The organism is Salmonella enterica subsp. enterica serovar Typhimurium str. LT2, from assembly GCF_000006945.2.
GTDB classification, from domain to species: Bacteria; Pseudomonadota; Gammaproteobacteria; order Enterobacterales; family Enterobacteriaceae; genus Salmonella; species Salmonella enterica.
In genome coordinates this window covers 3,972,553-3,994,679 of record NC_003197.2, presented here as the reverse complement: position 1 = coordinate 3,994,679, position 22,127 = coordinate 3,972,553, and the positions used below count along the sequence as shown (strand labels likewise).

The window sequence follows — 22,127 nt, the reverse complement described above, 5'->3', positions numbered from 1 at the left end:
AATGATTTGGTGCGCGTATGTTCCGCCAGGGATTGTTCACGAAGTAAATGGCAAAATGATCCTCTAATCGCGATCATAGTCACAAATGATACGGAAGTAACATGATAATGTTATTTTAATATCATTGTCGTGTGACGATTTCTGAGAGGGAGTAAAATGGATATCGCGGTTATTGGCTCTAACATGGTGGACCTTATCACCTACACCAACCAGATGCCCAAAGAAGGGGAAACTCTGGAAGCGCCGGCGTTTAAAATCGGCTGCGGCGGAAAAGGGGCGAACCAGGCCGTGGCGGCCGCTAAGCTCAATTCAAAAGTATTGATGTTGACCAAAGTGGGCGACGATATTTTTGCCGACAACACCATTCGTAATCTCGAATCCTGGGGGATCAATACGACGTATGTAGAAAAAGTACCGTGTACCAGCAGCGGCGTAGCGCCGATTTTCGTCAACGCCAACTCCAGCAACAGCATTCTGATCATCAAAGGCGCTAACAAGTTTCTCTCGCCGGAAGATATCGATCGCGCGGCGGAAGATTTAAAAAAATGCCAGCTTATTGTTCTGCAACTGGAAGTTCAGCTTGAAACGGTTTATCACGCAATAGAATTTGGCAAGAAACACGGGATTGAAGTGTTATTAAACCCTGCGCCAGCATTACGGGAATTAGATATGTCTTATGCCTGTAAATGCGATTTCTTTGTACCCAATGAAACCGAGCTGGAAATATTAACCGGTATGCCAGTGGATACCTATGACCATATTCGCGCAGCGGCACGTTCGCTGGTAGATAAAGGGCTGAACAATATTATTGTCACCATGGGTGAGAAAGGCGCGCTGTGGATGACGCGTGACCAGGAAGTCCATGTTCCGGCGTTTCGAGTGAACGCTGTCGATACCAGCGGCGCGGGCGATGCCTTTATCGGCTGTTTCGCGCATTACTACGTCCAGAGCGGGGATGTGGAAGCCGCCATGAAAAAAGCCGTTCTCTTTGCCGCTTTCAGCGTCACCGGGAAAGGCACCCAATCCTCTTATCCAAGTATTGAGCAATTTAATGAGTATCTTTCGTTGAACGAATAACAATCACCCTGCACTGTTAAAGGTAGCACTATGAACGATAAAAACATCGTTCAGATGCCCGACGGGTATCTGAATAAGACACCTCTGTTCCAGTTTATTTTGTTATCCTGTTTATTCCCATTATGGGGATGCGCAGCCGCGTTAAATGATATTCTGATTACGCAATTTAAAAGTGTATTTTCGCTGAGCAACTTTGCTTCGGCATTAGTACAAAGCGCCTTTTATGGCGGTTATTTTTTAATTGCTATTCCGGCCTCGCTGGTCATTAAAAAAACCAGTTATAAAGTGGCGATACTTATCGGCCTGACGCTATACATTGTCGGCTGTACGCTCTTTTTCCCGGCGTCGCACATGGCGACCTACACCATGTTCCTCGCGGCGATTTTCGCCATTGCGATTGGCCTGAGTTTCCTGGAAACGGCGGCGAATACCTACAGTTCGATGATCGGGCCGAAAGCCTACGCCACGCTGCGGCTGAATATCAGCCAGACCTTTTATCCGATCGGCGCGGCGGCAGGCATTTTATTGGGTAAATATCTGGTCTTTTCCGAAGGGGAAAGCCTGGAAAAACAGATGGCGGGCATGAATGCCGAGCAGGTCCACAACTTCAAGGTGCTGATGCTGGAAAACACTCTGGAACCCTATAAGTACATGATTATGGTTCTGGTAGTGGTGATGGTACTGTTCCTGCTGACGCGTTTCCCGACCTGTAAAGTCGCGCAAACCGCGAGTCATAAACGCCCCTCGGCGCTGGATACGTTACGCTATCTCGCCAGCAACGCCCGTTTCCGTCGCGGTATTGTGGCGCAGTTCCTGTATGTGGGAATGCAGGTGGCGGTCTGGTCGTTCACTATCCGTCTGGCGCTGGAGTTAGGCGATATCAATGAGCGCGATGCCTCAACCTTTATGGTCTACAGCTTCGCCTGCTTTTTTATCGGCAAGTTTATCGCCAACATTCTGATGACACGCTTTAACCCGGAAAAAGTCCTGATCCTTTACTCTGTGATCGGCGCGCTGTTCCTGGCCTATGTGGCGCTGGCGCCCAGCTTTAGCGCGGTATACGTGGCGGTGCTGGTCAGTGTTCTGTTTGGCCCCTGCTGGGCGACCATTTATGCCGGAACGCTCGATACCGTCGATAACGAGCATACCGAAATGGCGGGGGCGGTGATCGTGATGGCGATTGTCGGCGCGGCGGTGGTTCCCGCGATTCAGGGCTACGTGGCGGACATGTTCCACTCGCTACAGCTCTCATTCCTGGTTTCCATGCTGTGCTTTGTTTACGTTGGCGTTTACTTCTGGCGCGAAAGCAAAGTGCGCGGCAACCTGGCTGAAGTCGCCGCGTCCTGAGGAGATCAACCATGACAACACGTATTACATTATGGCGGGAGCTTTTTAGCGAGCAGCCGCGTATCTTGCTGGAAAATGATGATTTTACGGTTACGGCGTTTCGTTACGCCAGCGGCGTGGAAGGACTGAAAATACAAAACAGCCGCGGTCATCTGGTGATTCTGCCCTGGATGGGGCAGATGATTTGGGACGCGCAGTTTGACGGTCATGATCTGACTATGCGCAACATGTTCCGCCAGCCGAAGCCGGCTGCGGAAGTGGTGGCAACGTATGGTTGCTTTGCTTTCCATTCCGGACTATTGGCGAATGGCTGCCCGTCACCAGAAGATACACATCCGCTGCACGGCGAGATGCCCTGCGCTGCCATGGACGACGCCTGGCTGGAGTTAGAGGGCGACAGTCTGCGCGTGACCGGGCGCTACGAGTATGTGATGGGGTTCGGTCATCATTATCAGGCGCAACCTGCGGTGGTAATGCGTAAAACAAGCGCGCTGTTTGATATTCAGATGACAGTGACTAACCTGGCTTCAGTCGCCATGCCGCTACAGTACATGTGCCACATGAACTATGCCTATGTGCCGAACGCCACGTTCCGTCAGAATATCCCGGATACCGCGCTGAAGCTACGCGAGTCGGTGCCGGCGCATGTCAAACCCACGGCGCAGTGGCTGGCGTTTAATCAACGACTTTTGCAGGGTGAAGCCTCGCTGGCAACGCTCAACGAGCCTGACTTTTACGACCCGGAAATCGTGTTCTTCGCCGATGAACTGGACAAGTACACGGATACCCCGGAATTCAGTATGATCGCCCCGGATGGCACCACGTTCGTGACACGTTTCGCCAGCGCGGAGCTAAATTACATGACCCGCTGGATTCTTTATAACGGCGATCAGCAGGTTGCCGCCTTTGCCCTGCCCGCGACCTGTCGGCCTGAAGGTTTTCTCGCGGCGCAGCGAAATGGAACCTTGCTTCAACTGGAACCGCAGCAAACCCGGACGTTCACCGTCACGACAGGCATTGTCTGACCGCTCAAGGCTTGAACAGCCGCGCGCTTATCGTTAAGGTAAGCGCGTTTTTTTTATCCATCAGGACAGAACCCATGATCACCGTTGCCCTTATCGACGACCACCTTATCGTCCGCTCCGGCTTTGCACAGCTACTGGGGCTGGAACCTGATTTGCAGGTGGTCGCCGAATTTGGTTCCGGGCGCGAAGCGTTGGCAGGCTTACCGGGGCGCGGCGTACAGGTATGTATCTGCGATATCTCAATGCCGGATATTTCCGGACTGGAGCTGCTAAGCCAACTGCCAAAAGGGATGGCGACGATCGTGCTCTCGGTTCACGATAGCCCGGCGCTGGTGGAACAGGCGTTGAACGCCGGCGCGCGCGGTTTTCTCTCTAAACGCTGTAGTCCGGATGAACTGATCGCCGCGGTGCATACGGTGGCGACGGGCGGCTGCTATTTGACCCCCGATATTGCCGTGAAACTGGCGGCGGGTCGGCAAGATCCGCTGACCAAACGCGAGCGTCAGGTGGCGGAAAAACTCGCCCAGGGTATGGCGGTAAAAGAGATTGCCGCCGAGCTGGGGCTGTCGCCAAAAACGGTGCATGTCCATCGCGCGAATCTGCTGGAAAAATTAGGCGTCAGCAATGACGTTGAACTGGCGCATCGCATGTTTGACGGTTGGTAATGAACACCTTTTTTTCCCGTTTAATCACCGTTGTTGCCTGCTTTTTTATCTTCTCCGCCGCGTGGTTCTGCCTGTGGAGTATCAGCCTGCATCTGGTAGAGCGCCCGGAGCTGGCGGCGCTACTCTTTCCCTTCGGCCTGCGCCTGGGACTTATGCTGCAATGCCCGCGCGGATACTGGCCAGTATTGCTGGGCGCGGAGTGGCTGCTGGTGTACTGGTTGGCGCAGGAAGTTGCGTTGGCCCATCTGCCGCTTTTGATGATCGGTAGTGTGTTGACGCTACTGCCCGTGGCGCTGACTTCGCGTTACCGCCATCAGCGCGACTGGCGCACGTTATTGCTTCAGGGCGCGGCCCTCACCGCCGCGGCGCTACTGCAATCCCTGCCCTGGCTGGGGCAGGGGGAAGAGGCATGGAACGCGCTACTGCTGACCCTCACGGGTGGTCTGACGCTGGCCCCCATCTGCCTGGTTTTCTGGCACTATCTCACCAGCACTACCTGGCTGCCGCTGGGACCATCGCTGGTATCGCAGCCGGTAAACTGGCGCGGGCGGCATCTGATCTGGTATCTGCTGCTGTTTATCGTCAGTCTGTGGCTGCAACTGGGTTTACCTGCTGAACTTTCGCGCTTTACGCCGTTCTGCCTGGCGTTGCCGATTATCGCGCTCGCCTGGCATTATGGCTGGCAGGGCGCGCTCATTGCCACACTGATGAACGCTATCGCGCTGATCGCCAGCCAGACCTGGCACGATCATCCCGTCGATTTATTACTTTCGCTGTTGGCGCAAAGCCTGACCGGGCTACTGCTTGGCGCGGGCATTCAGCGTCTGCGCGAGCTGAACCAGTCGTTGCAAAAGGAGCTGGCGCGCAACCATCGGCTGGCGGAGCGTCTTCTGGAGACCGAAGAGAGCGTGCGGCGCGATGTTGCGCGTGAGCTGCACGATGACATCGGGCAGACCATCACCGCGATTCGTACCCAGGCGGGCATTGTGCAACGACTGGCGGCGGATAACGGCGGCGTGAAGCAGAGCGGGCAACTTATCGAGCAGCTTTCGCTGGGCGTGTATGACGCGGTGCGTCGCCTGCTGGGGCGCTTGCGCCCGCGCCAGTTAGACGACTTAACGCTGGCGCAGGCCATCCGTTCGCTGCTGCGCGAAATGGAGCTGGAAAGCCGCGGTATTGTCAGTCACCTCGACTGGCGAATTGACGAAACGGCGCTGAGTGAAAGTCAGCGCGTGACGCTGTTTCGCGTCTGTCAGGAAGGGCTGAATAACATCGTAAAACATGCCAATGCCAGCGCGGTGACGCTCCAGGGCTGGCAGCAGGATGAGCGGCTGATGCTGGTGATTGAGGATGACGGCAGCGGCCTGCCGCCGGGCTCTCACCAGCAGGGCTTCGGCCTGACCGGAATGCGCGAACGCGTGTCGGCGCTCGGCGGGACGCTAACCATCTCTTGTACCCACGGTACGCGGGTGAGCGTCTCGTTGCCCCAGCGTTACGTTTAAGGAAGGATAATGCTTTCGTTTTTAAAAGCCCCGGCCAACGCGCCGCTCATCACCGATAAGCACGAGGTTGACGCCCGCTATCGCTACTGGCGGCGGCATATCCTGATCACCATTTGGTTGGGTTACGCGCTGTTCTATTTCACCCGTAAAAGCTTTAACGCCGCCGCGCCGGAAATCCTTGCCAGCGGCATTCTGACCCGCAGCGATATCGGCCTGCTGGCGACGCTGTTTTACATCACCTACGGGGTGTCGAAATTTGTCTCCGGCATCGTTAGCGATCGCTCTAACGCTCGCTATTTTATGGGCATCGGGCTGATTGCGACTGGCGTAGTGAATATTCTGTTCGGCTTCTCGACCTCGCTGTGGGCCTTTGCTCTGCTATGGGCGCTGAACGCCTTTTTCCAGGGGTTTGGATCGCCGGTTTGCGCCCGTTTGCTGACTGCCTGGTACTCGCGTACCGAGCGCGGCGGCTGGTGGGCGTTATGGAATACCGCGCACAATGTCGGCGGGGCGCTGATCCCTCTCGTTATGGCCGCTGTCGCCCTGCATTATGGCTGGCGCGTCGGAATGATGGTGGCCGGGTTGCTTGCCATCGGGGTGGGCATGGTCCTCTGCTGGCGGCTGCGCGACCGTCCGCAGGCGATTGGTTTACCGCCGGTAGGCGACTGGCGGCACGATGCGCTGGAGGTCGCCCAACAGCAAGAGGGCGCGGGGCTAAGTCGCAAAGAAATCCTCGCTAAATATGTGCTGTTGAATCCCTATATCTGGCTGCTTTCGTTGTGTTATGTCTTAGTGTACGTGGTGCGCGCGGCGATCAACGACTGGGGCAACCTGTATATGTCCGAGACGCTGGGCGTAGATTTGGTCACGGCCAACACGGCAGTATCGATGTTTGAGCTGGGTGGATTTATCGGTGCGCTGGTGGCGGGCTGGGGCTCGGACAAACTCTTCAACGGCAACCGCGGACCGATGAATTTAATCTTCGCCGCCGGGATTTTGCTCTCTGTGGGTTCGCTGTGGCTGATGCCGTTCGCCAGCTACGTGATGCAGGCGGCCTGTTTCTTCACCACCGGTTTCTTTGTCTTCGGCCCGCAGATGCTCATTGGCATGGCGGCGGCGGAGTGCTCGCATAAAGAGGCGGCGGGCGCGGCCACCGGCTTTGTCGGCCTGTTCGCCTATCTCGGCGCGTCGCTTTCCGGCTGGCCGTTAGCGAAAGTGCTGGAGATCTGGCACTGGACCGGTTTTTTTGCGGTCATCGCCATCGCGGCGGGGATCTCCGCGCTATTGCTGTTGCCATTTCTGAACGCTCAGGCCCCACGCGAGACCCACGAAGCGTGATACACCTCACCTTTTTGCGCTGAATGGGGCAAAACTAAGAAATTTTCCCGGTTTTGCCTGGACGCTGTCGCAGGCCACTTTTCCTGTGGATTTTTACAATGCCTGCCATTCGCAGGTATAAAAATTAGCTCAGGAGTAATCCATGCTGGCCTTCTTAAACCAGGTGCGCAAGCCGACCCTGGATCTGCCGCTCGATGTGCGGCGTAAAATGTGGTTCAAGCCGTTCATGCAGTCCTATCTGGTGGTTTTTATCGGCTACCTGACCATGTACCTGATCCGCAAAAACTTTAACATCGCGCAGAACGACATGATCTCTACCTACGGGTTGAGCATGACCGAGCTGGGGATGATTGGCCTGGGCTTCTCGATCACCTATGGCGTGGGGAAAACGCTGGTTTCCTACTACGCTGACGGTAAAAATACCAAGCAGTTTCTACCGTTTATGTTGATCCTCTCCGCTATCTGTATGCTCGGCTTCAGCGCCAGCATGGGCGCGGGGTCAACCAGTCTGTTTCTGATGATCGCTTTCTATGCCCTGAGCGGTTTCTTCCAGAGTACCGGCGGATCGTGCAGCTACTCGACCATCACCAAATGGACTCCGCGTCGTAAACGCGGCACCTTTCTCGGCTTCTGGAATATCTCCCACAACCTCGGCGGCGCGGGCGCGGCAGGTGTGGCGCTGTTCGGCGCCAACTACCTGTTCGACGGTCACGTCATCGGCATGTTTATCTTCCCGTCGATTATCGCGCTGATTGTTGGCTTTATCGGTCTGCGTTTCGGCAGCGACTCCCCGGAATCTTACGGTCTGGGTAAAGCTGAAGAACTGTTCGGCGAAGAGATCAGCGAAGAGGATAAAGAGACTGAAGAAAACGAAATGACCAAGTGGCAGATCTTTGTTGAATATGTGTTGAAAAACAAAGTGATCTGGCTGCTGTGTTTCTCCAATATCTTCCTGTATGTGGTACGTATTGGTATCGACCAGTGGTCAACCGTCTACGCCTTCCAGGAGCTGAAACTTTCTAAAGAGGTGGCGATTCAGGGCTTTACCTTGTTTGAAGTGGGCGCGCTGGTCGGCACGTTGCTGTGGGGCTGGCTCTCTGACCTGGCGAACGGTCGTCGTGCGCTGGTAGCCTGTGTGGCGCTGGCGTTAATCATCGCCACCCTCGGCGTCTACCAGCACGCCAGCAACCAGTATGTCTATCTGGCCTCGCTGTTCGCGCTCGGTTTCCTGGTGTTTGGGCCGCAGCTATTAATTGGCGTGGCGGCTGTCGGTTTCGTACCGAAAAAAGCCATCGGCGCTGCGGACGGTATCAAGGGCACCTTCGCTTATCTTATCGGCGATAGCTTTGCCAAGCTGGGTCTGGGCATGATTGCCGACGGCACCCCCGTTTTTGGTCTGACCGGCTGGGCGGGCACGTTCGCCGCGCTGGACGCCGCCGCGATCGGCTGTATCTGCCTGATGGCGATGGTCGCCGTGATGGAAGAGCGCAAAATCCGCCGTGAGAAAAAAATTCAGCAAGTCAATATCGCTTAAATGTGTGCATTTGGTAACGTTTTGCCCGGCTTAACGCCGGGCTTTTTTATGCCTTGCGTTCGTCAGACAGGACATCCGGCGTCTGGCGTAAATGAAGACAAGCGTTAATAAATCACATCCTGACAGGCCAGAACGTCGACAGTTATAAATTTACCGTTATGATGGGCATCCTGTTTGGTGACGGATGTGCGCATGATTTGGTTGATTCTGGCCACGTTTGTGGTGGTGTTTATTGTGGGGTTTCGGGTGCTGACATCGGATACCCGCCGGGCGATTCGCCGCCTGAGCGAACGTCTGAATATTGATGTAGTGCCGATAGAATCGATGATTGATCAGATGGGTAAAACGGCGGGCGGTGAATTTTTACAGTATCTGCATCGCCCTGATGAGTCGCATTTGCAAAATGCCGCTCAGGTGTTACTGATCTGGCAAATGGTGATTGTCGATGGCGGCGATCAGAATTTGCAGCGGTGGCATCGGTTGCTGCAAAAAGCGCGTTTAGCCGCGCCGATCACCGATACACAGGTACGGCTGGCGCTGGGCTTTTTGCGCGAAATGGAACCCGATATGCAGGAGATCAACGCGTTTCAACTGCGCTATAACGCCTTTTTTCAGCCGGAAGAGGGTGTCCACTGGCTGCATTGATACTCTTCACTATCTCGTTAACAAAAGACGAGATGAATGAGGCTGGCAAGGGCGGCGAGCCACGATTAACGGCCGGGTGGCGCGATTCATCGTTAACTAAATAAAGCGTAGCCGCCATCGTATTTGCTAAGGGTGAACCACAGAAGTAACGCACCGAATAACCGCTAACGACGCCAAAACGTCAGAGACTTATAGCTCATCATTTCCGTGACATATATCACGGAAATGTGATCTTGTTTTGAACACTAAAACTGTGACTCCTTGCCATACCTCCTGTCTCAAAATTTCTTATCATAAACTCGAAGTTGTACATGATTGTCTATAGACAACTCTAAATGTTTAGGCGCGCACCATGAAAACATTGAGTAAAAGTTCACACATCCCACTGTATCAACAGGTTGTGGAGTGGATAAGGGAAAGTATTTATAGCGGAGAATTAGTTGAGGATGACCGGATACCTTCAGAGTTTCAAATCATGGATATGCTGGAGGTGAGTCGCGGTACCGTTAAAAAAGCGGTTGACCAACTTGTCCGGGAAGGTGTTCTTGTGCAAGTGCAGGGTAAAGGAACTTTCGTAAAGAAGGAAAATGTTGCTTACCCACTGGGTGAAGGTTTGCTCTCCTTTGCTGAAGCCTTAGCCAGCCAGAAGATAAACTTCACAACCAGTGTCATAACCTCCCGACTGGAACCCGCTAACCGCTTTGTAGCAGAGAAACTGAGTATCAAACCGGGACAAGATGTTTTATTTCTTAAACGCCTTCGTTGTATTGGCGATGAAAAAGTCATGTTGATTGAAAATCGTATCAACATTGATCTCTGCCCCGGTATTATTGATGTAGATTTTACCAGGGAGAATTTATTTTCAGCAATAGAAAGATTATCTGATAAGAAAATAAGTTTTTCTGAAAGCCGTTACGCAGCCAAATTAATTGGTAATGAGCGAGGCCATTATCTTGATATTGGTGAAGACGCACCTGTTTTGCATTTGGAACAGTTGGTATTTTTCTCTAGAGGATTGGCCATTGATTTTGGTAACGTCTGGTTAAAAGGTAATAAATATTATCTTGGCACTATTTTACAGCGCCTGGATGCCTGACTAGCAAAGAGGAATCTATGCAGGATATTCATTTTCGCCGTCATTATGTTCGACACCTCCCTAAAGAGGTGAGTCAGAATGACATAATCAAGGCTCTTGCCAGTCCGTTAATTAACGATGGTATGGTTGTATCTGATTTTGCCGATCACGTCATTACGCGAGAACAGAATTTTCCAACGGGTCTACCGGTTGAGCCTGTAGGCGTCGCTATTCCACATACTGATCACAAGTATGTTCGCCAAAACGCCATTAGTGTTGGAATACTGGCAGAACCCGTCAATTTCGAAGATATGGGCGGGGAACCAGATCCCGTACCTGTCAGGGTGGTGTTTATGCTTGCTTTAGGTGAAAGCAATAAGCAGCTCAACGTACTGGGTTGGATTATGGATGTGATCCAGGATGAGGATTTTATGCAGCAGTTACTGGTCATGAATGATGATGAAATTTATCAGTCAATTTACACACGCATATCTGAAAGAGGTGAAGTATGAGTAAAATGATACTATTTGTTTGCGCAACGGGTGTTGCTACTTCCACGGCTGTGGCAGAAAAAGTAATGGAATATTGTAAAGATAATGGGCTTGATGTTAATTATTCACAAACTAATGTAGCCTCATTGCCAAACAATACCGATGGTGCAGCTTTGGTTGTATCAACAACGAAAGTTCCTTATGAACTGGATATTCCGGTTGTTAGTGGCCTGCCAATCATTACCGGAGTAGGTGAAGATAAAGTTCTTGAAAAAATAGTTTCAATCCTTAAAGGCCAAGCCTGATTTCATAAATAAAAAACAGATAAATTATCCAGGCGCTAACGCGAGGTCTGGTCACATCTGAATAAGAGGTCGGATATGAATGATATAGCACATACTCTCTATACCGTTGTGCAATATGTCCTGGGGTTTGGCCCAACGGTTTTATTGCCGCTGGTCCTTTTTTTCCTGGCATTGTTCTTCAAAGTAAAACCCGCTAAAGCACTTCGCTCATCGTTAATTGTCGGAATAGGGTTTGTCGGAATTTATGCCATCTTTGACATACTTACCAGCAACGTAGGCCCGGCTGCACAGGCAATGGTTGAGCGAACTGGTATTAGCCTTCCTGTTGTCGATTTAGGCTGGCCACCATTGGCCGCAATTACCTGGGGCTCACCAATCGCACCCTTTGTCATTCCGCTGACGATGCTGATTAATGTCGCCATGCTGGCCCTGAATAAGACACGTACTGTTGATGTCGACATGTGGAACTACTGGCACTTTGCCCTGGCTGGAACGCTGGTTTACTACAGCACAGGGAGTTTTGTTTTGGGTTTGTCCGCAGCCGCTATTGCCGCGATCGTGGTTCTCAAACTGGCGGACTGGTCAGCGCCATTAGTGGCAAAGTACTTCGGTCTGGAAGGTATTTCACTTCCGACCCTGTCATCTGTCGTCTTCTTTCCGATTGGATTGCTGTTCGATAAAATTATCGACAAGATCCCAGGCGTTAACCGTATTCATATTGATCCGGAAAACGTTCAGAAAAAAATGGGAATCTTCGGCGAGCCTATGATGGTGGGTACTATTCTGGGGGTCTTGTTGGGCATCATTGCCGGATATGACTTTAAACATATCCTGTTGCTGGGGATCAGCATTGGCGGTGTCATGTTCATTCTTCCGCGTATGGTACGAATTTTGATGGAAGGTTTATTACCTCTGTCTGAAGCCATTAAGAAATATTTGAATGCCAAATATCCTGGCCGTGATGATCTCTTTATCGGACTGGATATCGCGGTAGCAGTAGGTAACCCAGCCATTATATCTACAGCACTGATTCTGACACCTATCTCTGTCTTTATTGCATTCCTTCTTCCTGGCAATAAAGTCCTGCCACTCGGAGACCTTGCGAACCTGGCAGTCATGGCTTCCATGATTGTACTGGCATGTCGTGGCAATATTTTCCGGGCTGTGATAACCGCAATTCCTGTTATTGTCGCCGACTTGTGGATTGCGACCAAAATTGCGCCATTTATTACCGGTATGGCTAAAGATGTCAATTTCAAAATGGCTGAGGGGTCAAGTGGTCAGGTATCAAGCTTCCTTGATGGCGGTAACCCCTTCCGTTTCTGGCTGCTTGAAATATTCAACGGAAATATTATTGCTATCGGGCTGATTCCTGTGCTTGCGCTGATTATTTATGGTGTTTTTCGCCTGACAAAAGGAACGGTCTATGCCTGATTACCACGCAGCGCTTGTCATTGACATTGGCACAACTAACTGCAAAGTCAGCTGTTATTCCTGTCATGACGTGTCAGTTCTGGAAGTCCGCAAGTTTCCGACGCCAACAATATCGTCGGACAAAGGCGAGGTAGATTTCGATATCGAAGCGCTGTGGCAGGCACTGCGACTGGTAATGGCTGAACTGGTGGCTTCAGTACCGTTTCCGGTAAAAAATATCAGTATTGCGAGTTTCGGTGAGTCTGGCGTCTTTGTGGATAAGGAGGGCGTCATTCTTACCCCGATGCTGGCCTGGTATGATCGACGTGGTGAATCTTATCTCTCGTCATTAAGCAAGGCAGAGGCTGAAGAACTGTATTCTATAACGGGATTGCCACCTCACAGTAATTACTCAGCATTTAAAATGAGATGGTTGCTTGATAACTATTCCTTGCATGAAAGAAAAGATATCTGCTGGTTACATGCACCAGAAGTGTTGTTGTGGAGAATGACAGGTGCGAAAAAGACGGAAATATCCCTGGCCAGTAGAACGTTGTGTCTGGACATTGCTCGCCGTACCTGGTCTCGTAATGCTGCCGGGATTCTCGGCATACCGTTCGGTGTACTGGCTCCGTTGATAAAGCCAGGTGAAGTGGCCGGATGGATGACGGCAACGCTTAGAGAGGAATTGGGCTTCTCTCATGAGGTAAAAGTCACCCTCGCTGGACACGATCATATGGTCGGTGCCCGCGCATTACAGATGCAACCGGGCGATGTGCTGAATTCTACCGGCACGACAGAGGGTATTTTACTGCTGAATACACAGCCAACGCTTGATGTGCAGGCTCGCAGGAATAAGCTGGCAAATGGTTGTTACTCCGATGGTGAATTTTTCACGCTTTTCGCTTCTCTGCCTGTCGGCGGTTATGCGCTTGAATGGGTGAAAAAAACCTTTCGTTTAACTGATAAGGAAATAAGCACAGGCCTGGAAAAAGTCATGGAGCAGTACCTCAAACCTTCCTGGTCTGTCGAGCATGTGCCGGTATTTATTCCTCATTTGCGGGGCTCGGGTTCGCCAAATAAAAATCGGCACACTCGTGGCCTGCTTTTTGGTCTGACGGATTCACTTCCTCCGGAGTCTCTGCTTGAGAGTGTCTTTATTGGCCTGGCGATGGAGTTTGCACACTGTCACGGGTGCTTTAATATCCCGGCGGGCAGGACAGTAAAAGTCATTGGCCCTGCGGTGAAAAACCCATACTGGCTCCAGTTGAAGGCTGACATCCTCCAGTGTCCAATTGAGGCCATTGCTTTTGATGAAACCGTCTCCCTTGGAGCATTGTTGATAGCCTGTCCGAATGTTGTCCCCCCGACTGTTCCTGTGGCTGAGCGATATTTTCCTGACGCGGTTCGTTCTGCAAAGTTGAAAATATATCAGCAGCAATGGCTGTCATTTTACCAATTTAAACTGCGGCAAGAAGGGGCGCTTATTGGTGAATAACTGTGATAACTCAATAGTTCGATAATTTACTTACACTGCTCACATAAATATCTGGAGTTAATATGCCTTTAGTCAATGGTAGGATCCTGCTCAATTGTATTCAGGAAAAACATGTCCTTGCGGGGGCATTTAATACAACGAACCTGGAGACAACAATTTCCATTCTTAATGCAATAGAACGTTCCGGATTGCCCAATTTTATTCAAATTGCTCCTACTAATGCACAGCTTTCAGGTTACGATTACATTTATGAAATAGTTAAGCGACATGCCGATAAAATGGATATTCCTGTCAGCCTGCATCTGGATCATGGGAAAACTCTGGAAGATGTTAAGCAGGCTGTCCGGGCCGGATTTACCTCAGTAATGATTGATGGCGCGGCGCTACCGCTCGAAGAAAATATTGCATTTACCCGAGAAGCTGTCGATTTCTGTAAATCATTTGGTGTTCCCGTCGAAGCGGAATTAGGCGCTATTCTGGGTAAGGAAGATGATCATGTCAGCGAGGCTGACTGCAAAACTGAACCTGAGAAGGTTCAGCGCTTTGTTGAGGAGACAGGGTGCGACATGCTGGCAGTGTCAATTGGTAATGTACATGGTCTTGAAGATATCCCACGCATTGATATCCCGCTATTACAACGCATCGCGTCTGTCAGTCCGGTACCTTTGGTTATTCATGGAGGTTCTGGTATTGACGCGGATATTCTTCGCAGCTTTGTTAATTACAAAGTAGCCAAAGTGAATATTGCGAGTGATTTGCGCAAAGCCTTTATTACTACTGTTGGTAAGGCTTGGGTAAATAATAACAACGAGGCTAATCTGGCGCGTGTCATGGCGAACGCAAAACAGGCAGTTGAGGATGATGTTTATTCTAAAATTAAGATGATGAATAAAAATCACTCAGCATTCCGCAAAGTCTCTTAAGGAAAATATATGATTAGACAAAAAGTACGCGTTATGAACAGTACGGGGCTTCATGCGCGGCCAGCCGCTACGCTTGCGAAAATTGTCAAAAAATACCAGTCTTCATTAACGCTAGTTAATAATGACAAAGAAATTCCCATTAAAGGAATGATGAGTATTTTGGGGGCTGGCGTAAAGGGAAACACAATGATTGATTTAATTTGTGATGGACAGGATGAACTGGCTTTTATGGATGAATTAAAATCTGCATTTGCTGATGGCTTTGGTGAGTCAGTATAGTGCAATTCCCGTCAAACAGCGCAGGAAGTTGTAGAGGCTTCCTGCACTCATGATCGTATGAATAGCCTTAACAGACCATCGGTAAAACCCTCATACCAGCACCTTTAGCCCGTGTTTTTGGACAACATTAAGTAGTTTCAGTGACATCCCGCTGGGACGCTTGGCGCCGCTTTCCCACTTTTGAACCGTTGATACGCTGGTATTCAGGTACCGAGCGAAAACCGGCTGGCTAACGTTGAGTTTTTCTCGTAACGCTTTTATTTCAAGTGGCTGCAGGTCTTTGATGCTGCTTAAGCAGGCCGTGTCAAAACTGCGCATTGTCTCCTGGGGAATGGCATCCACGCTAAATAATCCAGATGCCGCGCTATGAATCGGTTCAAAGGCAGGGCTTTTGAATTTAGTTTTTGCTGACATGGCGCACCTCTACCAGTTCTTTGTTATTAATGAGTGCCGTTATCTGATCTTCGGTCAGGCAAGCATAGTGTTTTGCTAACTCACGGAAACCCGCGAGTTCGCGATAGCTAATGTTGGCCATATCCTGTTTGGCATACAGGAAGGTGTAAAACCAATGTTCGCCTCCCTTTGCCAACACGATTGCGCGATCGCGATTTTGATTGAGACGTTTTTTATAAACCCCGCCGCCAAGATTATCTGCTTTTCCTTGCAGTACGGCGTTGATGGCCTCGCTTAACTCGTCATCTTTTATCGTGTGGGGCTTCGCTTCTCTGTTAAACCACCTGGTTTTGAAGGTTCGCATCAGGTTGACATCCTGTAATCTAAAGTATAGCACCAGGTGATACACTATGTCTTACCTTTTGGTTTTACACGCAGCGAGAGAAGATAATTCTCAACTCTCGACCAGCCTCGCAAAATGCAGCGCAACAATGTCAGTTGCTAAAACGTTAATCAGATCACATTTTGTAATGTTACACTGCGTGGATTTTCCGCACTAAAACGACGCAGGTAACCACAATGAATGAAAATATCGCAGAAAAATTCCGCGCTGATGGGGTTGCCAGGCCTAACTGGTCAGCCGTTTTTGCCGTGGCGTTTTGTGTCGCCTGCCTGATTACCGTTGAGTTTTTGCCCGTTAGTCTGTTGACGCCGATGGCGCAGGATCTGGGGATCTCCGAGGGCGTCGCCGGTCAGTCGGTCACCGTTACGGCGTTTGTCGCGATGTTTTCCAGCCTGTTCATTACCCAGATTATTCAGGCGACCGACAGGCGTTATATCGTTATTCTGTTCGCCGTTTTGCTGACGGCTTCTTGTCTGATGGTCTCCTTTGCCAACAGCTTTACGCTGCTATTGCTGGGCCGCGCCTGTCTTGGGTTGGCGCTGGGCGGATTCTGGGCGATGTCGGCGTCGCTGACCATGCGACTGGTTCCCGCGCGTACCGTGCCGAAAGCGCTGTCGGTGATTTTTGGCGCTGTCTCCATCGCGTTAGTGATCGCCGCGCCGCTGGGCAGCTTTTTGGGCGGTATTATTGGCTGGCGTAATGTCTTTAACGCCGCTGCGGTGATGGGCGTACTGTGCGTCATCTGGGTGGTGAAATCACTGCCGTCGCTGCCGGGCGAACCTTCTCACCAGAAACAGAATATGTTTAGCCTGTTGCAACGCCCTGGCGTGATGGCCGGGATGATCGCCATCTTTATGTCTTTTGCCGGGCAGTTCGCTTTCTTTACCTATATTCGCCCGGTCTATATGAATCTGGCGGGCTTTGACGTTGATGGTCTGACGCTGGTGTTGCTAAGTTTTGGTATTGCCAGCTTCGTTGGCACTTCTTTCTCATCCTATGTCCTGAAACGTTCGGTAAAACTGGCGCTGGCCGGTGCGCCGCTGCTACTGGCGCTGAGCGCGCTGACGCTCATTGTGTGGGGAAGCGACAAAACCGTGGCGGCGGCAATAGCGATTATCTGGGGGCTGGCGTTTGCGCTGGTGCCGGTGGGATGGTCAACGTGGATCACTCGTTCTCTTGCCGATCAGGCGGAAAAAGCCGGTTCCATCCAGGTCGCGGTGATTCAACTGGCAAATACCTGTGGCGCGGCGGTGGGCGGTTATGCGCTCGACAATTTCGGGCTGCTTTCGCCGCTGGCGCTTTCCGGCGGCCTGATGCTGTTGACGGCGTTAGTCGTGGCGGCGAAAGTCCGTATTACGCCAATGAGTTGATATTGCTGCCATTTGTAGGCCGGATACGACGTTAGTCGTCATCCGGCAATAATAAATGCTTAATCAAAACCGTTATGCTCTGCGGTGGCGGCAAACCATTCTCCGCTTTTTTTCACCGTGCGCGTTTGGGTGGCTAAATCCAGTTGTACAAAACCATAGCGATTTTTATAGCCGTTCAGCCATGACCAGTTATCGATAAAGGTCCACATGTGGTAGCCAAGACAGTGACAGCCCTCGCTAATGCCTTTATGCAGCCATTTAAGATGCTCAGAAATAAAGTCAATCCGGTAATCATCGTGAATCTGTCCCGCTTGCACAAAACGCTGCTCGTTCTCAACGCCCATCCCGTTTTCGGAGATAAAACAGCGCGGATTGCCGTAATTATCCCGCAGGTTGGTGATGATGTCGTAAATTCCTGGCGCGTAAATTTCCCAGCCGCGGTAAGGGTTCATCTTGCGCCCCGGCATGTCGTAATAGTCAAATAACCACTCCGGCATAAACGGCGCTTGCGGATTCACCGCCGTATCACGGCATTTCACGCGGCGCGGCTGATAATAGTTAATCCCCAGTAAATCGATTTTGCCGTCGGCAATAAGCTGACGGTCGCCTGGCTGACAGGCAGGCAACTGGTCATAGGTTTTCAGCAGCGCCACCAAGTCCGCCGGGTATTCTCCCTTTAATACCGGGTCAAGAAAACTGCGGTTGAATAACAGATCCGCATGGTGCGCGGCTTGCACATCGGCGGGATGCTGCGAGCGTGGGTAGGACGGCGTCAGATTCAGTACTATGCCGATTTCACCGTCGTAGCGCCCGGCGCGCCAGGCGCGCACGGCGGTCGAGTGCGCCAGCACGGTATGGTACGCCACGGTGGCCGCCCGTTTAAAATCCACCACATTGGGATAGTGGAAGTCGTACAAATAGCCGCCTTCCACCGGCACAATCGGCTCGTTAAAGGTAAACCAGTGCTTCACGCGGTCGCCAAACAAGGTAAAACACGTTTGCGCGTACCGACCAAACGCCTCTACGACGTCGCGATTTTCCCAGCCGCCTTTCTCCTGCATGACCATCGGCATATCAAAATGGAACAGCGTAATAAACGGCGTGATGCCCTGCGCCAGTAGCTCGTCGATGACGTGATTGTAGAAGCTCACCGCTTGTGGATTCACCTCGCCTACGCCGTCTGGAATGAGCCGCGCCCAGCTTAGCGAGGTGCGAAAACTGTTATGTTTTAACTGTTTCAGTAGCGCGATGTCTTGCTTCCAGTGGCGATAGAACGTTGAGGTTTCCGCTGGACCGACGCCCTGGTGAAAACGACCCGGCTGGCGCTCGAACCACACATCCCACGTGGTCTGGCTTTTACCGCCATTCAGACTATCCCCTTCGGTTTGCAACGCTGAGCAGGCGCTGCCCCACCAGAAGTTATCGGGAAAACGGTATCGCATTGTCGTACTCCTTGATCGCGTAAATTCGCTCCAGAATACGCGCTTTTAGCGAACAGAAACCGGTTACAGTCCGCATTTTCGCGACCAAAAAGCGGAAAAGCTGTGCTACATCTCCGGGCATTCCACCTTGCCGAGAGCCTGCCAGTAGTTATGCTGATTGTTGCGCTCTATCGCGATCATCGCCTCCCGAATATGCTGCTGGTTCCCCTCGCTCGCCATGATTTTTTTCTCCCAGGCTTCATCGGTTAGCGCGCCTTTGGGCGTACACATTTTGCGCAAATCCTTTAAAATCGTATTTTTTTCATGCGCCGACTGGAGTGAGCTAAACGGAGAGTCGGCATACGTGACGCCCGGTAGCGCGACAAGTGTGGCAATAAGCAGAAGCGTTTTTCGTTTCATAAACGGTATCCTTATCGGTTTGCACTTTTTCAAGAGTAAGTGTAGACCGTGCGACGTTCACTCATCGGGGCGTGCTATCCGTTGGCGTTGAAGTCAGGCAAAAGTGGGAAGGCGGTTTCTCGCTGCGCCTTCACTTTCTTGCGTGGCAGAATAGTGTATGTTCTGACTACTCTTTTATTTCGTAAGCGGTAGTGTAATGAGACGTATTGAGATCGTACTGGGAGAGCTGGAACGGCTGACGCGCGGGCTATGTCTTGCCGATTTGGCGCAGGAGACGGCGTTTACGGCGGAGGCGATAGGTTTCAATCTTGGGCTGGCGCGTAACTCCGTCAGCAAAGATCTCAATCAGTTATGGAATGACGGCCTGGCAATCAAAAGCCGTGGCCGCCCGGTCTATTTTCTGCATCGCCAGGCGCTGGAAACGTTGCTGGGACGACAGCTGGAAGAGTCTGAACGCGAGGTGCGGTCGGTGGCGGATGTGCTGCCGCATGAAGAGCATTACGCGCCCGACGATCCGTTTACCAGCCTGATTGGTTACGATCGCAGCCTGCGCGATGCGGTAGAAAAAGGCCGTGCGGCGGTGCTCTATCCGCACGGTTTACACGTTCTGCTTACCGGGCCGTCCGGCGTCGGTAAAACCTTTTTTGCGGAACTGATGCACCGTTTCGCCTGTGAACAGGCGAGCGGCGCTATCCCGCCGCTGGTCTACTTTAACTGCGCGGAATACGCCCATAACCCGGAACTGCTCTCCTCGCATCTGTTTGGTCATCGGCAGGGGGCGTTTACCGGCGCGAATGAACATAAAACAGGCCTCGTGGAGCAGGCGGACGGTGGTTATCTGCTGTTGGACGAGGTGCACCGTCTGTCTTATGAAGGGCAGGAAAAGCTGTTCTCTATTCTGGATAAAGGCGAGTACCGTCCGCTCGGCGTGAGCAGCCAGCCGCGATCAATTTCGGTACGCCTGATTTGCGCCACTACCGAGCCGGTCGGGTCGGCGCTGTTACGTACTTTCCAGCGGCGTATTCAGGTATGCATTGATTTGCCGGGCATTCGCCAGCGCTCCGTTGAAGAACAGATCGAACTGATCGTGGGGTTCTTACAGCGGGAAAGCCGCAAAATAGAACGCACGGTCAGCATTGATAAACCGTTGTTACTCTGGTTGCTGAATAAACCCCTGGAAGGCAATATCGGTCAGCTTAAAAGCGATATTCAGTTTCTCTGCGCTCAGGCGTGGGCATCGGGAATGACCGAGCATAACGACACGCTACAGCTGGATAAGCGGCTGGCGGAAATGTCGGTTAACCCGACGCCGGAACAGCGTCTATTGGTGGATACTCTGTTTGAGGGTAAAGCGCGGCTAAATATAGACGCGCGCACGCTGCCCGCATTGAAGACGTCGCTGGCGACCGGGGCGGAAATTGAAGAGAGCGACCTCTTTTACAGCTTCCTGACGCGCGAGTATGTTAATTTGCGCAACAGTAACGTCCCCCCGGCGGAGACGCTGGCGATCCTGAAAAATAAACTCAGCTCGATTTTTGAATACGGTCTCTACAGCCGTGACAGCGTGGCGCATCCGCCGCGCTATGGCGACCAGATTGAAGAGCGCGTGACGCTGCTGATTGGCTGCGTAGAGCAGGTGTTGGGCTTTTCGCTGCCGGAAAATCTGGTTAACCCACTGCGTAAACACTTCCTGGCGCTGATAGGCTACGTGCAGCGCGGCCTGATCCCGCAGCTTTACTCTTCCAGTTTGATCCTGGATCGCTGCAAAGACGAATATGACAACGCCACGCTGCTGTGTCGGAAAATCAACGAACTGCTGCATATTCAGTGTCCGGCGACGGAAGTGGTCTGGCTATGCCTGTTCCTGAAAGAGTGCCGCCATTATCGTCAGCGTATCGATGCCAGCCCCGACTGCGGGGTTATTTTAATCGCCCACGGCGCGACCACCGCCACCAGTCAGGCGCAATATGTCAACCGCGTGCTGGAGCGCGAGCTGTTCAGCGCCATCGACATGCCGTTTGAACAGTCGGTGCATGACACGCTGGAAACGCTGACCCAAATGATTCAAACCCGCCAATATCGGCGGCTTATCCTGTTGGTGGACATCGGCTCATTGATCCATTTCGGCAGTACGATCAGTAAGTTATTCCAGATAGATGTTTTGCTCATGCCGAACATCACGCTGACCAGTCTGCTGGAAGTCGGGCTGGATTTAAGCTATGAAACCAGCGACTTACCACAGTTGACGGCGCTCCTGCAGAGTAAAAATATCCCCTGCCAGCTTTGTACGCCGCAGCAGGAGAACGGCGGCAAAGTGCTGGTCATCTCCTGTATTACTGGCATGGGAACGGCGGAAAAAATCAAAAAGGTGCTGGAGGAGAGCTTTGGCGAACTGATGTCGCAGGACACCAGGATGGTGATCCTTGATTATAACGAGGTACGAAGTCTGGAGCGCGTTCAGCAGGCATTGAATGCCAGCGAGCGGCTGGCGGGGATTGTCGGCACTTTCCAGCCGGGGCTGCCGGATATTCCGTTTATTTCGCTGGAAGAGCTTTTCTCCGAACAAGGGCCGGAACTGGTGTTGAGCCTGTTAACGCCCGATCTGTCCAACGCTGAACGCCGTCTGGAGATGGAGCGCAGCGCCATGCGCTTTATCAGCGCGCTAACGATGGAGAGTATCATCAACCATATTTCCGTGCTTAACCCGCAGCGTATTCTGAAAGAGATGGAGGGCGTTTTTAACCATCTGACGTCTTCGCTTTCCCTGAAACCAAGCCGCCAGGTGACACTGCGCTTCCTGATCCACTGCTGCTGTATGGTAGAGCGTATTGTGATTAACCGAAAACCGTTACAGATGGCGTTGGAAAGTCAGCCGAATCTGGACGCGCGCGCGTTTAGTGTCATCAAATCCGCTTTTCTGCCGATCGAAGACGCCTACGCCATCCGTTTATCGGATGCGGAATATTTTTATATCTACGAACTGCTCTATAGTTAATCCTTTTA

At 51.8% G+C, this 22,127-nt stretch carries 21 protein-coding genes and 27 other annotated features; of the genes, 17 read left to right on the top strand and 4 right to left on the bottom strand.

Features of this window, described 5'->3' with window-relative positions; genetic code table 11:
- The first annotated feature begins 150 nt into the window (after window positions 1–150).
- Window positions 151–156, top strand: a ribosome-binding site (putative RBS for STM3793; RegulonDB:STMS1H003762).
- The 15 genes from STM3793 to STM3779 all read left to right on the top strand — a co-directional run bounded on the left by STM3793 (window position 151) and on the right by STM3779 (window position 15,117).
- Window positions 151–1,077 (top strand): putative sugar kinase gene (locus STM3793; RefSeq protein NP_462692.1). Within the gene, window positions 157–1,077 belong to an annotated coding region; the region does not span the whole gene. Its footprint overlaps the feature before it by 6 nt.
- A gap of 19 nt (window positions 1,078–1,096) precedes the next feature.
- Window positions 1,097–1,102 (top strand) — a ribosome-binding site (putative RBS for STM3792; RegulonDB:STMS1H003761).
- Window positions 1,097–2,424, top strand: a protein-coding gene (locus STM3792; protein ID NP_462691.1) for a putative L-fucose permease. Within the gene, window positions 1,108–2,424 belong to an annotated coding region; the region does not span the whole gene. (Overlaps the previous feature by 6 nt.)
- Before the next feature lie 3 nt (window positions 2,425–2,427).
- Window positions 2,428–2,433 (top strand) — a ribosome-binding site (putative RBS for STM3791; RegulonDB:STMS1H003760).
- Window positions 2,428–3,449 (top strand): putative cytoplasmic protein gene (locus STM3791; protein ID NP_462690.1). Within the gene, window positions 2,436–3,449 belong to an annotated coding region; the region does not span the whole gene. (Overlaps the previous feature by 6 nt.)
- Window positions 3,450–3,510: 61 nt before the next feature.
- Window positions 3,511–3,516: a ribosome-binding site (putative RBS for uhpA; RegulonDB:STMS1H003759), on the top strand.
- Window positions 3,511–4,114 (top strand): response regulator (repressor) in two-component regulatory system wtih UhpB gene (gene uhpA, locus STM3790; protein ID NP_462689.1). Within the gene, window positions 3,524–4,114 belong to an annotated coding region; the region does not span the whole gene. Its footprint overlaps the feature before it by 6 nt.
- Window positions 4,104–4,109: a ribosome-binding site (putative RBS for uhpB; RegulonDB:STMS1H003758), on the top strand. Its footprint overlaps the gene before it by 6 nt.
- Window positions 4,104–5,616, top strand: a protein-coding gene (uhpB, locus tag STM3789) for a sensory histidine kinase in two-component regulatory sytem with UhpA (RefSeq protein NP_462688.1). Within the gene, window positions 4,114–5,616 belong to an annotated coding region; the region does not span the whole gene. The genes uhpA and uhpB overlap by 11 nt, the downstream gene beginning before the upstream one ends.
- Window positions 5,615–5,620 (top strand) — a ribosome-binding site (putative RBS for uhpC; RegulonDB:STMS1H003757). Its footprint overlaps the gene before it by 2 nt.
- Window positions 5,615–6,954, top strand: a protein-coding gene (gene uhpC, locus STM3788) for a regulator of uhpT expression (RefSeq protein ID NP_462687.1). Within the gene, window positions 5,626–6,954 belong to an annotated coding region; the region does not span the whole gene. (Overlaps the previous feature by 6 nt.) The genes uhpB and uhpC overlap by 2 nt, the downstream gene beginning before the upstream one ends.
- Window positions 6,950–6,970, top strand: a protein binding site (putative binding site for CRP, RegulonDB: STMS1H000107). (Overlaps the previous gene by 5 nt.)
- Window positions 6,971–7,009: 39 nt before the next feature.
- Window positions 7,010–7,030 (top strand) — a protein binding site (putative binding site for UhpA, RegulonDB: STMS1H000395).
- Window positions 7,020–7,028, top strand: a -35 signal (putative -35_signal for uhpT; RegulonDB:STMLTH004612). Its footprint overlaps the feature before it by 9 nt.
- The gene (uhpT, locus tag STM3787) for an MFS family hexose phosphate transport protein (RefSeq protein NP_462686.1) occupies window positions 7,020–8,488 on the top strand. Within the gene, window positions 7,097–8,488 belong to an annotated coding region; the region does not span the whole gene. (Overlaps the previous feature by 9 nt.)
- Window positions 7,039–7,047 (top strand) — a -10 signal (putative -10_signal for uhpT; RegulonDB:STMLTH004612). It overlaps the preceding gene by 9 nt.
- Window positions 7,085–7,090, top strand: a ribosome-binding site (putative RBS for uhpT; RegulonDB:STMS1H003756).
- A 180-nt stretch (window positions 8,489–8,668) precedes the next feature.
- Window positions 8,669–8,674, top strand: a ribosome-binding site (putative RBS for yicN; RegulonDB:STMS1H003755).
- The gene (gene yicN, locus STM3786; protein NP_462685.1) for a putative inner membrane protein occupies window positions 8,669–9,133 on the top strand. Within the gene, window positions 8,681–9,133 belong to an annotated coding region; the region does not span the whole gene. (Overlaps the previous feature by 6 nt.)
- A gap of 268 nt (window positions 9,134–9,401) precedes the next feature.
- Window positions 9,402–9,410: a -35 signal (putative -35_signal for STM3785; RegulonDB:STMLTH004611), on the top strand.
- Window positions 9,402–10,229 (top strand): putative gntR family regulatory protein gene (locus STM3785; protein NP_462684.1). Within the gene, window positions 9,486–10,229 belong to an annotated coding region; the region does not span the whole gene. Its footprint overlaps the feature before it by 9 nt.
- Window positions 9,418–9,426, top strand: a -10 signal (putative -10_signal for STM3785; RegulonDB:STMLTH004611). It overlaps the preceding gene by 9 nt.
- Window positions 9,474–9,479, top strand: a ribosome-binding site (putative RBS for STM3785; RegulonDB:STMS1H003754).
- 10 nt (window positions 10,230–10,239) lie before the next feature.
- Window positions 10,240–10,245: a ribosome-binding site (putative RBS for STM3784; RegulonDB:STMS1H003753), on the top strand.
- The gene (locus STM3784; protein ID NP_462683.1) for a putative phosphotransferase system mannitol/fructose-specific IIA domain containing protein occupies window positions 10,240–10,720 on the top strand. Within the gene, window positions 10,247–10,720 belong to an annotated coding region; the region does not span the whole gene. It overlaps the preceding feature by 6 nt.
- Window positions 10,710–10,715, top strand: a ribosome-binding site (putative RBS for STM3783; RegulonDB:STMS1H003752). It overlaps the preceding gene by 6 nt.
- Window positions 10,710–11,004 (top strand): putative periplasmic protein gene (locus STM3783; RefSeq protein ID NP_462682.1). Within the gene, window positions 10,717–11,004 belong to an annotated coding region; the region does not span the whole gene. The genes STM3784 and STM3783 overlap by 11 nt, the downstream gene beginning before the upstream one ends.
- Before the next feature lie 69 nt (window positions 11,005–11,073).
- Window positions 11,074–11,079 (top strand) — a ribosome-binding site (putative RBS for STM3782; RegulonDB:STMS1H003751).
- Window positions 11,074–12,438 (top strand): putative PTS system galactitol-specific enzyme IIC component gene (locus STM3782; protein NP_462681.1). Within the gene, window positions 11,080–12,438 belong to an annotated coding region; the region does not span the whole gene. Its footprint overlaps the feature before it by 6 nt.
- Window positions 12,424–12,429 (top strand) — a ribosome-binding site (putative RBS for STM3781; RegulonDB:STMS1H003750). (Overlaps the previous gene by 6 nt.)
- Window positions 12,424–13,915, top strand: a protein-coding gene (locus tag STM3781) for a putative sugar (pentulose and hexulose) kinase (RefSeq protein NP_462680.1). Within the gene, window positions 12,431–13,915 belong to an annotated coding region; the region does not span the whole gene. Before STM3782 ends, STM3781 begins: the two co-directional genes overlap by 15 nt.
- Before the next feature lie 55 nt (window positions 13,916–13,970).
- Window positions 13,971–13,976 (top strand) — a ribosome-binding site (putative RBS for STM3780; RegulonDB:STMS1H003749).
- Window positions 13,971–14,838 (top strand): putative fructose-bisphosphate aldolase class-II gene (locus STM3780; protein NP_462679.1). Within the gene, window positions 13,978–14,838 belong to an annotated coding region; the region does not span the whole gene. (Overlaps the previous feature by 6 nt.)
- Before the next feature lie 2 nt (window positions 14,839–14,840).
- Window positions 14,841–14,846, top strand: a ribosome-binding site (putative RBS for STM3779; RegulonDB:STMS1H003748).
- Window positions 14,841–15,117, top strand: a protein-coding gene (locus STM3779) for a putative phosphotransferase system (protein NP_462678.1). Within the gene, window positions 14,848–15,117 belong to an annotated coding region; the region does not span the whole gene. It overlaps the preceding feature by 6 nt.
- A gap of 90 nt (window positions 15,118–15,207) precedes the next feature.
- On the opposite strand, the gene STM3778 is transcribed toward STM3779, so the two are convergent.
- Together STM3778 and STM3777 are read right to left on the bottom strand one after the other, a co-directional pair.
- Window positions 15,208–15,538 (bottom strand): putative helix-turn-helix protein gene (locus tag STM3778; RefSeq protein ID NP_462677.1). Within the gene, window positions 15,208–15,531 belong to an annotated coding region; the region does not span the whole gene.
- The gene (locus STM3777; protein ID NP_462676.1) for a putative cytoplasmic protein occupies window positions 15,515–15,881 on the bottom strand. Within the gene, window positions 15,515–15,874 belong to an annotated coding region; the region does not span the whole gene. The genes STM3778 and STM3777 overlap by 24 nt, the downstream gene beginning before the upstream one ends.
- Window positions 15,533–15,538 (bottom strand) — a ribosome-binding site (putative RBS for STM3778; RegulonDB:STMS1H003747). Its footprint overlaps the gene before it by 6 nt.
- Window positions 15,876–15,881: a ribosome-binding site (putative RBS for STM3777; RegulonDB:STMS1H003746), on the bottom strand. (Lies within the gene STM3777.)
- 196 nt (window positions 15,882–16,077) lie before the next feature.
- Window positions 16,078–16,083 (top strand) — a ribosome-binding site (putative RBS for yicM; RegulonDB:STMS1H003745).
- Between STM3777 and yicM the strand changes: the two genes are divergently transcribed.
- The gene (gene yicM / locus STM3776) for a putative MFS family tranport protein (RefSeq protein ID NP_462675.1) occupies window positions 16,078–17,283 on the top strand. Within the gene, window positions 16,090–17,283 belong to an annotated coding region; the region does not span the whole gene. Its footprint overlaps the feature before it by 6 nt.
- Before the next feature lie 59 nt (window positions 17,284–17,342).
- Here the strand turns inward: yicM and STM3775 are convergent.
- Both STM3775 and STM3774 read right to left on the bottom strand, forming a co-directional pair.
- Window positions 17,343–18,732 (bottom strand): putative glycosyl hydrolase family gene (locus STM3775; RefSeq protein NP_462674.1). Within the gene, window positions 17,343–18,725 belong to an annotated coding region; the region does not span the whole gene.
- Window positions 18,727–18,732, bottom strand: a ribosome-binding site (putative RBS for STM3775; RegulonDB:STMS1H003744). (Overlaps the previous gene by 6 nt.)
- Window positions 18,733–18,830: 98 nt before the next feature.
- Window positions 18,831–19,130 (bottom strand): putative inner membrane protein gene (locus tag STM3774; protein NP_462673.1). Within the gene, window positions 18,831–19,124 belong to an annotated coding region; the region does not span the whole gene.
- Window positions 19,125–19,130, bottom strand: a ribosome-binding site (putative RBS for STM3774; RegulonDB:STMS1H003743). Its footprint overlaps the gene before it by 6 nt.
- Window positions 19,131–19,315: 185 nt before the next feature.
- Window positions 19,316–19,321, top strand: a ribosome-binding site (putative RBS for STM3773; RegulonDB:STMS1H003742).
- On the opposite strand from STM3774, the gene STM3773 reads away from it, so the two are divergent.
- Window positions 19,316–22,119 (top strand): putative NtrC family transcriptional regulator gene (locus tag STM3773; protein ID NP_462672.1). Within the gene, window positions 19,321–22,119 belong to an annotated coding region; the region does not span the whole gene. It overlaps the preceding feature by 6 nt.
- Window positions 22,120–22,127: the final 8 nt, after the last annotated feature.